Origin of the sequence: Mesorhizobium sp. B3-1-7 (assembly GCF_006439385.1) — a bacterium.
Taxonomy (GTDB): Bacteria; Pseudomonadota; Alphaproteobacteria; order Rhizobiales; family Rhizobiaceae; genus Mesorhizobium.
In genome coordinates this window covers 38,224-48,902 of record NZ_VFTL01000048.1, presented here as the reverse complement: position 1 = coordinate 48,902, position 10,679 = coordinate 38,224, and the positions used below count along the sequence as shown (strand labels likewise).

Sequence of the window (10,679 nt, the reverse complement as noted above, 5' to 3'; positions counted from 1 at the left end):
TGCAAGACACTACCTTGCAATCGTAACCCTAGCCGCAACCATATTATGGCTCAGATAACTGTCCACACTTCCTAGAGCATGACCCCGAAAAGTGGGAACCGGTTTTCGGAGAAGATCATGCTCCAACAAGAGATAGATCAGGATGGCGATTCAACGAAACGCCGTCCTGATCTAGTCCTTAGGCGCACTTGAAATGCAATCAATCACGGCGCACCATGTTGCCCAAGCACCCAGTGTCTTCCTAAGGGCGCCGGGGCTCAAAAGCCGGTCAGGGCGGGAGCCGGCGTCAAAGGCAGTGGAGGACGCCATGACGGTTAAGGCAATTCTTGAAAGCAAGGGCCATGACGTGTTCACGCTCGGGCCCAATGAAAAACTCAGCGAGGCCATTCGCATGCTGGCCGAGCACAGGATCGGCGCGCTCGTCATCACCAATGGCGATCGCAAGATCGTCGGCATTCTCTCGGAACGCGATATCGTCAGGGTGGTGGCCAAGGAGGGCGCCGCGGCGCTCGACATCGCCGTGCGCTCGGCGATGACGCCGAAGGTCAAGATCTGCAACGAAAACCACACGGTCAACGAGGTCATGGAGATCATGACGCGTGGCCGCTTCCGTCATCTGCCGGTGGAAAAGGGCGGCCAGCTTGATGGCATCGTCTCCATCGGCGACGTGGTCAAGCGCCGCATCGAGGATGTCGAGCGCGAAGCCGAAGAGATGAAAGCCTACATCGCCACGGCCTGAAGCAAACGGAAAGGTGCCGCCGGCGTTTCGGCCGGCGGCATTGGGCATTAGCGATTGTCGAACTCGGCGCGCACGAGCGCGAGCCCGCGTCGGGTGATGCGGTAAGGACCGCCGTTCGTCGAAGAAACTGCCTTCTTGCGCCTCAACTTTCGGAAGAGCTCTAAGTCGAAGCCCGGATAGCGCCAGCCATCGCGGGTCAGGCACAGGACCGAGGCGATCTTCCTGCTTTCGTTCTTTTTGATTTGAATACGCCCGCCCTGCGCGAGCAGGATGCGCTGTTCATTGCGCGAATTATCCATTGGAGAAGTCCCGGGAAAAACAACAAAACCGCCGCCGCGAGACGTCGCGGCACGGGGTTCCAGGTTTTTCCGCCCCGCCTCGCTTAGGAGGTCAGGGCTTCACCGGGACCGAGCGTAAGTGGACATCCACTCTCCATTGGGATGGACGTTTCTTAGGCGAAGGTGGCGGAAAAGGCGAGCGTGCGGGCTTTGCGCTTGTCTCGCAGGGCGGTTTGCACTAGCGAAGTTGCGCACCCAAAATGTGCATTAATGCATCTCGGTGTGCATTAATGCATCTCAATGAGTGCATTAATGCAACTCCGAGAATTCAAAGTCCGTAGGCCTCCATGAGCATCATCGATACCCGCACCCCCGACGCAAAACGGCTGATCCCCGGCGCCACCGGCGACTGGGAGATCATCATCGGGCTCGAAGTGCATGCGCAAGTGATCTCTGAGGCAAAACTCTTTTCCGGCGCCTCGACGTCGTTCGGCGGGGCGCCCAATGCCAATGTCAGCCTTGTCGACGCGGCGATGCCGGGCATGCTGCCGGTCATCAACGAGGAATGCGTCAAGCAGGCGATCCGCACGGGGCTCGGCCTGAAGGCCGCGATCAATCATAAGTCGGTCTTCGATCGGAAGAACTATTTCTATCCGGACCTGCCGCAGGGCTACCAGATCTCGCAGTTCAAGCAGCCGATCGTCGGCGAGGGCAAAGTGATCGTCTCCGTCGGGCCCGACCGCCAGGGCGAGTTCGAGGACATCGAGGTCGGCATAGAGCGCCTGCATCTGGAACAGGATGCCGGCAAGTCGATGCATGATCAGCATGCGACCATGTCCTATGTCGATCTCAACCGCTCCGGCGTGGCGCTGATGGAGATCGTCTCGAAGCCCGATATCCGCTCCGCCGACGAGGCCAAGGCCTATGTCACCAAGCTGCGCTCGATCATGCGCTATCTCGGCACCTGCGACGGCAACATGGACGAAGGCTCGCTGCGCGCCGACGTCAACGTCTCGGTGCGCCGTCCGGGCGGCGAGTTCGGCACGCGCTGCGAGATCAAGAACATGAACTCGATCCGCTTCATCGGCCAGGCCATCGAATATGAGGCGCGTCGCCAGATCGCCATCCTGGAGGACGGCGGCAAGATCGACCAGGAGACGCGCCTGTTCGACGCCGTCAAGGGCGAGACGCGTTCGATGCGCTCCAAGGAAGAAGCGCATGACTACCGCTATTTCCCGGATCCCGACCTTTTGCCGCTGGAGTTCGACCAGGCCTATGTCGATGCGCTCGCCAGGAACCTGCCGGAGCTGCCCGACGACAAGAAGGCGCGGTTGGTCGATGCGCTCGGCCTCTCGGCCTATGACGCCTCGGTCCTGGTATCGGAAAAGCCGATCGCCGATTATTTCGAGAAGGTGGCGGCAGGGCGCGACGGCAAGCTCGCCGCCAACTGGGTCATCAACGATCTCCTTGGCCAGCTGAACAAAGCTGGCAAGGGCATTGAAAATGCTCCAGTTTCGCCCGAGCAGCTCGGCGCTGTTCTCGACCTGATCAAGGAAGGCACGATCTCCGGCAAGATCGCCAAGGACCTATTCGAGATCGTCTGGAACGAGGGCGGCGATCCGCGCCAGCATGTCGAGAGCCGCGGCATGAAGCAGGTCACCGACACCGGCGCCATCGAGAAGGCGGTCGATGAGGTCATCGCCGCCAATCCGGAAAAGGCCGAGCAGGCGCGCGCCAAGCCCACCATGGCCGGCTGGTTCGTCGGCCAGGTCATGAAGGCGACCGGCGGCAAGGCCAACCCGCAGGCGGTCAACGATCTCGTCAAGGCCAAGCTCGGCATCGAATAACGGTGTTTGTCCGCACCGCCAGCGACCGTGACATTGCGGCTATCCGGGCACTGCTGGCCGAGACCTGGCACGCGGCCTGCGACGCCATCTATGGCGCCGAGCGGATCGATCGAACCATCGCGCTTTGGTGTTCGCCGGAAAAGTTGAAAGCGCGCATCGAGCGGCCGGATGCGGAGTTCCTGGTCGCCGACGATGGCAAGCGCATCGGCGGCGTCGCCTATGCGGAAAGCGCTGACCAGGGCGCTTCGATCGATCTGGAGCAGCTTCATGTTGCACCGGACCTGCAGGGCCGCGGGATTGGCGGCATGCTGCTGGACGAAGTGATGGAGAGCTTCCCCGAAGCGCGCGCGGTACGCGTCGAGGTGGCGGAAGCGAACAAGCGCGCCGTCGCCTTCTATATGGCGAACGGTTTCGTCCAGATCGGCCGCGCCGACAATCGCGGGCCTGCGCAGTCCGGCGTCGCGTCACTGCTCCTTGAGCGGCCGCTGATCGCCTGATCGCTCGACGCCGCCGCAATTGCTTCACGTTGTTGCGAGCGGTGCGCCCAATGCCAGCTTTCATTTGACGGCCGAAAGCCCGGCGGCAATGCTGCCGCAGCCGACGCGCCGGCGACAGTCCGGTCGACCGGCAGCACGGTGATGAGGGGGACTGCCATGCCGAGCTTGCCGGAACTGATGCCGACCGAAGTGTCGGACGAGACGTTTGGCGGCGTGACCTATCACGTCGCCGGCGAATTGGTGCCCGTGCTGTCGGTCGATGTGACCAACATGCCGGTCTATTTCGAACACCACATCCTTTTGTGGAAGAACACCACGATCACCATCGGCCTGAAATCGCTGAAGGGCGCGCTGAAGCGCATGATCGCGGGCATGCAGATCTTCGTCACCGAGGCGTCCGGGCCGGGCGTCATCGCCTTCAGCCGCGACGGGCCGGGCCATATCGTGCCGATCCATCTTCGGCGCGGCGAGGAGATACAGGTGCGCGAGCATCAGTTCTTGGCCGCGACCGCCAGTGTCGACTACACGTTCGAGCGCGTCCGCGGCCTTGGAACGATGCTATTCGGCCAGAGCGGCTTCTTCATCGACCGTTTCCGCGGCGAGACAGGCGACGGCATCGTCTGGCTGCACGGCTACGGCAATGTCTTCGGGAAGGTGCTGGCGCCCGGCGAGACCATCGACATCGAGCCAGGCGGCTGGCTGTTCAAGGACGCTTCGGTCAAGATGGATACAAAGATCGACCGCCTTTCCAGCGGCTTCTTCGGCGCCAACATGAACTTCGTCGTCAACCGCTTCACCGGTCCTGGGCGCGTCGGCATCCAGTCGATGTATCTGCACATGCCGTCGGAAGAGTAGGTGCCGAGCCTGATCGAACGAACGTCCGATCAGGCGGAGGGAATTTCCATATTGTCGATCAGCCGCGTCGTGCCGAGCCAGGCCGCCGCCAGCAGGCGGCCGTCACGATCCCGCTGCCAGGGCTCGAGCGTGACACTCGCGCGGGCGGCGACGTAGTCGACCTTTTGGAAACCCGCGGAGGCCAGGGCCTTCGCGGCGGCATCAATAGCGCCGGCTTCATCCGCGCCGGTTGAAAGTGCTGCCGCCGTGCGGCGCAGGATCAAATTGAGCTTGCGCGCGATGTTGAGCTCGGCTTCGCCCAGATAGGCGTTGCGCGACGACATGGCGAGGCCATGAGCATCGCGCACGGTCGGTGCGCCGACGATCTCGACGGGCAGGTCGAGATCGCGGCAGAGCTGCCTGACGACGCAGAGCTGCTGGTAATCCTTCTCGCCGAACACGGCGCAATCGGGCGCCGCCTGCAGGAAGAGCTTGGCCACCACGGTCGCGACGCCGTCGAAGAAACTCGGCCTGAAGTCGGTCTCCAGGCCGCGGGAGGGGCCGCCGACCGAGATTTTCGTAGCGAAGCCGGAGGGGTACATCTCGCTCACGTTTGGCGTGAAGGCGAGATGCGCGCCCGCATCCCGCAACCGGTCGAGATCCCGCGCCAGCTGGCGCGGGTATTTGTCGAGATCTTCCGTCGGCGCGAACTGCGTCGGGTTGACGAAGATCGAGACAACGCAGCGCTCGGCCCGTTCGAGCGCGATCCTGACCAGCGAGATATGACCGTCGTGCAGCGCGCCCATGGTCGGCACCATGGCCACCTTGAGGCCGGCCTGCCGCCAGTCCCGGACCAGCGCCCGAAGGGCGGTGACGCTGTCGACGACGATTGGCGCGTTCATGTCTTGTCCTTGCCGGATGCCGTCGTGAAGACGTGGTCGGGGCCGGGGAAGGCGCGGCTCCGCACCTCGGCTGCGTAGCGCGCCGCCGCATCCGCTATCGCGCTGCGCAAATCGGCGTATTCCTTGACGAATTTCGGCACGCGGTCGACGGTCAGGCCGACCATGTCGTCGATCACCAGGATCTGGCCGTCGCAGTCGGCGCTGGCGCCGATGCCGATGGTCGGTATCAAAATGTGATGGGTAAGCTTCGCGGCCACGGCCTCCATCGTGCCTTCGATGACGACCGAGAAGGCGCCGGCTTGTTCCACCGCCTCGGCATCGCTGAGCAGCGCGGCGATATTGTCCTCCGTCCGGCCCTTGATCTTGTAGCCGCCGTCCTTCTCCACCGATTGCGGTTGCAGGCCGATGTGGCCCATGACCGGTATTCCCTCGGCGGCGATCGCGGCGATCCGGGAGGCCATGTCGACGCCGCCTTCGAGCTTCACGGCCTGGCAGCCTGTTTCCCCGACGATCCGCCTTGCCGACGCCGCGGCCTGCGCCGGCGAGGCCTCATAGCTGCCCGCCGGCATGTCGACCACGACGCAGGCCTTGGCCGAGCCGCGCATCACGGCCTGGCCGTGCGCGATCATCATCTCCAGCGTGGCGCCGAGCGTTGTGGTGTGGCCATGCAGGACCATGGCGACGCTGTCGCCGACCAGCAGCAGATCGACATGGGGATCGAGCAGGCGGGCGACGGGATAGGTGTAGGCGGTAAGGCAGACGATCGGCACGCCGCCTTTGCGGCGGCGAATGTCTTCGGCGCTGATCCGGCTGTCGGCGGACGGATCCCGGGTCAATCGTCACCTCCCTCAAGGCGCGCCCGAAACGGGCGGGCCGAGCTTTAGAAAGACAGGCGGCGCTTGGCAAGCCGCGTTGCCGCCGGCGGCACAACTGCATCGATTTAATGCATGTCGCCCAGAGGCGCGGAGCGGTTCTGGGACGACGACATGCTTCAAGACAAGGACGCACGAAGCATTTACGTCGGGACATGGCAAAACCCTTGCCTTCGCGGTGGCGTGACGCCATAAGCAGGGGAAAGGCGCAGCCGCTGCCGCCGCGAGGATGTGGATGAAAACTTTCCTGCTGCAGTTTTTCACCTGGTGGAACAGCCAGACGCTCGGCACGCGCTTCCACACCTGGCGCTTCGGCAAGAGGGTCGGCGAGGACGAAGCCGGCAATGTCTACTATGAGGGCGGCATCGATTCGGAAGGCCGCACCCGCCGCTGGGTCATCTATCGCGATTATTCGGAAGCCTCGAAGATCCCGCCGGGCTGGCATGGCTGGATCCATCATCGCGTCGATACACCTCCATCGAGCGAGAGCTACAAGGCTCGCGAGTGGCAGAAGGAGCATCGGCCGAACCTGACCGGAACGCCCGGCGCCTATCGTCCGCAGGGTTCCATCCTGACCAACCAGCATCGCCCGCAGGTGACTGGCGACTACGACGCCTGGACGCCGGGGTCGTAATCCCTCGGATCGTAATCCAAGACGCCGCTTCGGTCCTTTATCGCCACAATTGGCATTTAGCTGCTTGCTGACTGCGCAGCCATGACTAGCCTTGGGCGTTGAGAGAATCACCCGGGCGCAACCACCGGTATTTTGCATGAGTTCTTTCGGCCATACCTCAAAGGCGCTGATCGCGGCGGCGTCCATTCTGGTTGCCTCGACGGCGGCCTTCGCCGCCGCGCAGGCGCCGGCCGCGGCACCCGCGGCCTCCGACCGCGTCACCAATGCGGTGGCCGAGTTCGCCGGCATCGACAAGATCACCGGCCGCATCATCACCTTCGACGTCTATATCGACGAAACCGTGCAGTTCGGCGCTTTGCAGGTGACGCCGCGCGTCTGCTATTCGCGGCCGGATACGGAGCAGCCGAAGACCGATTCCTTCGTCGAGGTCGACGAGATCACGCTCGACCGCAAGATCCGCCGCATCTTCACCGGCTGGATGTTTGCCGAAAGCCCGGGCCTCAACGCCGTCGAGCACGCCGTCTATGACGTCTGGCTCAAGGGTTGCAAGCAGAAGTCGGACGTGCCGCCGCCGACCGCGGCCAAGGCCGACACGGCCAAGCCGAAGACCGAAGCCGCCAAGCCCAAGGCTCCGGCGCAACCGGCCGACGCCGCATCCGAGCCGGCTGACGCGGCGCCGGCCCCGGACGATACCACCGACACGAACTGATCTCGGAACCTGCCTGCCCTTTGGCCGTTCAAATCGGCAAGGCGAGGAGGATTCCGCGATGACTGTCACGAAAACAATCACCGCCAACAAGCAGGAGCTTCTCGATATCGAGAAGGGCTTTTGGTCAGGCGATTCCGCCTACTATGAAGCCAATGCCGATGTGGAGTGCCTGGTGGCGTTCCCGCAGATGGCGCAGGCGATGACCAATGCCGATCTCGCAAAGACCGCAACCAAGCCCAACAAATGGCGCGACCTGGACATCAAGTTGAAGGGCATGGTCGAGCCCGGCAGTGACATCGTCATGCTGACCTACGAGGCGCGCGCGACGCGCGAGAACGGCGAATCCTATGTCGCTTTGGTCAGCACCGGCTATGTCCATCGCGCCGACGGCTGGAAGATGATGTTCCATGCGCAGACGCCGATCGAGGCGGCAGAGCGAACTCAAGGATAAAAGACGGCCTCGCCCTTCAGCGCTTCGGCGAGCAGCTTCTCATACTGGCCGCGCGGCACGTCGACGGCCCCGAAGCGCTTCAAATGCTCGGTGGTGAACTGCGTGTCGAGCAGCGCGAAGCCGCGCGCCTTCAGCCGCTCGACGAGATGGTGGAGGCAGGTCTTTGAAGCGTCGGTCTCCCTGGCGAACATGCTTTCGCCGAAGAACACGCGTCCGAGCGAGACACCGTATAGGCCGCCGACCAGGCGTTCCTCGCGCCACGCCTCGACCGAATGGCAGTGGCCCAGGCGATAGAGATCGACATAGGCTTCGCGGATCGGCGCATTGATCCAGGTCGAGCGGCGCTCCTCGCGCTTTTCGGCGCAGCCGTCGATCGTCGCCTCGAAATCGAAGTCGTAGCGGATCTCGAACGGATGCTTGCGGATCGTCTTCTTCAGGCTGCGCGGCGTGTGGAACCGGTCCAGCGGAATGATGCCGCGCGTTTCCGGCCGCACCCAGAACACTTCGGGGTCGTTGGCGCTCTCGGCCATCGGGAAGACACCAGAGGCATAGGCCCTGAGCAACAGGTCGGTCGGAATGCGATAGCCTGGCGCGTAGGGGCGGGTCATCGCATCCCCGTGCTATTCACCCTTGGCCAGGTATTTTTCCAGCCAGTGGATGTCGTAGTCGCCATTGGCGATGTCGGGATTGCCGACAAGGTCGCGGAACAGCGGCAGCGTCGTCTTGATGCCGTCGACGACGAATTCGTCGAGCGCGCGGCGCAGCCGCATCATGCATTCGACGCGGTTGCGGCCATGCACGATCAGCTTGCCGATCAGACTATCGTAATAAGGCGGGATTTTGTAGCCGGAATAAACGCCGGAATCGACGCGGATGCCGAGGCCGCCGGGCGTATGGAAATGCGTGATCGTGCCGGGCGAGGGCGTGAAGGTGCGCGGATCCTCGGCGTTGATGCGGCACTCGATGGCATGGCCGTTGAACTTGATGTCTTCCTGCCTGACCGACAGCCCGCCGCCCGAGGCGACGCGGATCTGCTCGTGCACGAGGTCGATGCCGGTGATCGCTTCGGTCACCGGATGCTCGACCTGAAGACGCGTGTTCATCTCGATGAAATAGAACTCGCCATTTTCGTAGAGGAACTCAATCGTGCCGGCGCCCGAATAGCCGAGATCGGCAATCGCCTTGGCGCAGATGCCGCCGATGCGCGAACGCTCCTCGGCATTGAGCGCCGGCGAATTGGCTTCTTCCCAGACTTTCTGGTGGCGCCGCTGCAGCGAGCAGTCGCGCTCGCCGAAATGCACGCCGCGGCCGGCGCCGTCGCCGAACACCTGCACCTCGATATGGCGAGGCTTCTCCAGGTATTTCTCGATATAGACGGCGTCGTCGCCGAAGGCGGCACCCGCTTCCGACTTGGCCGTCTGCAGCGCGACTTCGAGGTCCGCTTCGCTATGCGCCACCTTCATGCCGCGGCCGCCGCCGCCGGCAGAGGCCTTGATGATCACCGGATAGCCGATCTCGGCGGCGACGCGCTTGGCTTCCTTCTCCTCGCTGATCGCGCCGTCGGATCCAGGCACGACCGGGATGCCGAGACGCTTTGCCGTGCGCTTGGCCTCGATCTTGTCGCCCATGATGCGGATATGGTCGCCCGACGGGCCGATGAAGGTGATGTTGTGAGCCGCCAGGATGTCGGCGAACTTGGCATTCTCCGACAGGAAGCCGTAGCCCGGATGCACGGCGTCGGCGCCGGTGATCTCGCAGGCGGCGACGATCTGGTGGATGTTGAGATAGCTTTCGCGCGAGGGCGGCGGGCCGATGCAGACGCTCTCGTCGGCAAGCCGAACATGCATGGCGTCGGAATCCGCGGTCGAGTGGACCACCACCGTCTGGATGCCGAGCTCCTTGCAGGCGCGCAGCACCCGGAGCGCGATTTCGCCGCGATTGGCGATGAGGATCTTCTGGAACATCTCTTGGTTGTTCCCGGCTCTACTCAAGGACCACCAGCGGCATGCCGTATTCGACCGGCTGGGCATCCTCGATGAGGATCGCCGTCACCGTGCCGGCCCGCGGCGAGGGGATCTGGTTCATCGTCTTCATCGCTTCGATGATGAGCAGCGTCTGGCCTTCCTTGACCTTCTGGCCGACCTCGATGAACGCCTTGGCGTCGGGCGAGGGTGCCAGGTAGGCGGTGCCGACCATCGGCGAGGGCACTGCGTTCTTGGACACATCGGCGGCCGCGGCTGCCGTTGCGGGCTGAGCCGCTACCGTGGCAACAGGAGAAGCCGCGGCAAGCGGCGCGGCGACGGCGTGGACGGCCTGCGTTTGGCGCGAGACGCGCACCTTGAGGTCGCCGAGTTCGACCTCGATCTCGGTCAGATTGGTGTCGTTCAGAATGCCCGCCAGATCGCGGATCAGCTGCTGGTCAACACCGGTCTTTTTTATCGACATTTTCGAGCCTTCTGTTTGGGGGCCGGTCACAGGCGAGCCGCCAGTGCCTGCAGCGCGAGGGTGTAGCCGAGCGGCCCGAACCCACAGATCATGCCGACAGCGACCGGCGCGACCATGGAGACGTGGCGGAAGGGCTCCCGCGCGTGGATGTTGGAAAGATGGACTTCCGCGACGGGCAGCGGTGCTGCGGCGCGGATGGCGTCGTGAATGGCGATCGATGTGTGGCCGTAGGCGCCGGGATTGATGACGATGCCTGCCGCCTTCTCGCTGGCTTCCTGGATCCAGTCGACCAGATCGCCCTCATGGTTGGATTGGCGAAAATCGATTTCGAGCCCGAGCGCGGCGCCGGCCGCCTTGCAGTCCTCGGCGATGGCCGCAAGCGTCTTGCCGCCATAGATCCCCGGTTCGCGCTTGCCGAGCGCATTGAGATTGGGACCGTTGAGGACGAAAATCGTTTTCAATATGCCGACC

14 protein-coding genes are annotated in these 10,679 nt (G+C 63.5%); 7 read left to right on the top strand and 7 right to left on the bottom strand.

Going from position 1 to position 10,679, the window contains the following annotated elements:
• Positions 1–307: 307 nt before the first annotated feature.
• A complete protein-coding gene (locus FJ417_RS29760; protein WP_140646924.1) occupies positions 308–739 on the top strand; it encodes a CBS domain-containing protein in 432 nt (143 codons plus the stop codon).
• Positions 740–786: 47 nt separating this feature from the next.
• On the opposite strand, the gene FJ417_RS29755 is transcribed toward FJ417_RS29760, so the two are convergent.
• Complete coding sequence (locus FJ417_RS29755) at positions 787–1,038, bottom strand: YjhX family toxin (RefSeq protein ID WP_140785904.1); 252 nt, start codon at positions 1,036–1,038, stop codon at positions 787–789.
• 326 nt (positions 1,039–1,364) lie between these two features.
• On the opposite strand from FJ417_RS29755, the gene gatB reads away from it, so the two are divergent.
• The 3 genes from gatB (at position 1,365) to FJ417_RS29740 (ending at position 4,216) form a co-directional block, all read left to right on the top strand.
• Positions 1,365–2,864 carry an Asp-tRNA(Asn)/Glu-tRNA(Gln) amidotransferase subunit GatB gene (gatB, locus tag FJ417_RS29750; RefSeq protein ID WP_140785903.1) on the top strand — a complete coding sequence of 500 codons (1,500 nt, stop codon included), beginning with the start codon at positions 1,365–1,367 and terminating at the stop codon, positions 2,862–2,864.
• A gap of 2 nt (positions 2,865–2,866) precedes the next feature.
• Positions 2,867–3,361, top strand: coding sequence for a GNAT family N-acetyltransferase (locus tag FJ417_RS29745; RefSeq protein ID WP_140657553.1), 495 nt, complete (start codon positions 2,867–2,869; stop codon positions 3,359–3,361).
• 156 nt (positions 3,362–3,517) lie between these two features.
• A complete protein-coding gene (locus tag FJ417_RS29740; RefSeq protein ID WP_140785902.1) occupies positions 3,518–4,216 on the top strand; it encodes an AIM24 family protein in 699 nt (232 codons plus the stop codon).
• A gap of 29 nt (positions 4,217–4,245) precedes the next feature.
• Here the strand turns inward: FJ417_RS29740 and panC are convergent, their stop codons facing one another.
• Positions 4,246–5,097 carry a pantoate--beta-alanine ligase gene (gene panC / locus FJ417_RS29735; protein WP_140785901.1) on the bottom strand — a complete coding sequence of 284 codons (852 nt, stop codon included), beginning with the start codon at positions 5,095–5,097 and terminating at the stop codon, positions 4,246–4,248.
• Positions 5,094–5,933 carry a 3-methyl-2-oxobutanoate hydroxymethyltransferase gene (panB, locus tag FJ417_RS29730; protein WP_140785900.1) on the bottom strand — a complete coding sequence of 280 codons (840 nt, stop codon included), beginning with the start codon at positions 5,931–5,933 and terminating at the stop codon, positions 5,094–5,096. Before panB ends, panC begins: the two co-directional genes overlap by 4 nt.
• A 271-nt stretch (positions 5,934–6,204) precedes the next feature.
• On the opposite strand from panB, the gene FJ417_RS29725 reads away from it, so the two are divergent.
• The 3 genes from FJ417_RS29725 (at position 6,205) to FJ417_RS29715 (ending at position 7,763) form a co-directional block, all read left to right on the top strand.
• The gene (locus FJ417_RS29725; RefSeq protein ID WP_140678429.1) at positions 6,205–6,603 is read left to right on the top strand and encodes an NADH:ubiquinone oxidoreductase subunit NDUFA12; all 399 of its coding nucleotides are present in this window, start codon (positions 6,205–6,207) and stop codon (positions 6,601–6,603) included.
• A gap of 136 nt (positions 6,604–6,739) precedes the next feature.
• Entirely contained in the window at positions 6,740–7,312 is a 573-nt protein-coding gene (locus tag FJ417_RS29720) for a DUF2155 domain-containing protein (RefSeq protein WP_140646932.1), read from the top strand.
• A 58-nt stretch (positions 7,313–7,370) separates the two neighbouring features.
• Complete coding sequence (locus FJ417_RS29715) at positions 7,371–7,763, top strand: hypothetical protein (protein WP_140785899.1); 393 nt, start codon at positions 7,371–7,373, stop codon at positions 7,761–7,763.
• Here the strand turns inward: FJ417_RS29715 and aat are convergent.
• The 4 genes from aat to aroQ are packed head-to-tail and all read right to left on the bottom strand — an operon-like array spanning position 7,754 to position 10,669.
• Complete coding sequence (gene aat / locus FJ417_RS29710; RefSeq protein ID WP_140785898.1) at positions 7,754–8,371, bottom strand: leucyl/phenylalanyl-tRNA--protein transferase; 618 nt, start codon at positions 8,369–8,371, stop codon at positions 7,754–7,756. The two genes, FJ417_RS29715 and aat, sit on opposite strands and share 10 nt — an antisense overlap.
• A gap of 12 nt (positions 8,372–8,383) precedes the next feature.
• Positions 8,384–9,727, bottom strand: a complete 1,344-nt coding sequence (gene accC, locus FJ417_RS29705; protein ID WP_140707607.1) for an acetyl-CoA carboxylase biotin carboxylase subunit — start codon at positions 9,725–9,727, stop codon at positions 8,384–8,386.
• A 19-nt stretch (positions 9,728–9,746) separates the two neighbouring features.
• The gene (gene accB, locus FJ417_RS29700) at positions 9,747–10,208 is read right to left on the bottom strand and encodes an acetyl-CoA carboxylase biotin carboxyl carrier protein (protein ID WP_140785897.1); all 462 of its coding nucleotides are present in this window, start codon (positions 10,206–10,208) and stop codon (positions 9,747–9,749) included.
• Between the two features lie 26 nt (positions 10,209–10,234).
• Entirely contained in the window at positions 10,235–10,669 is a 435-nt protein-coding gene (aroQ, locus tag FJ417_RS29695; RefSeq protein WP_140785896.1) for a type II 3-dehydroquinate dehydratase, read from the bottom strand.
• Between the last annotated feature and the right edge of the window lie 10 nt (positions 10,670–10,679).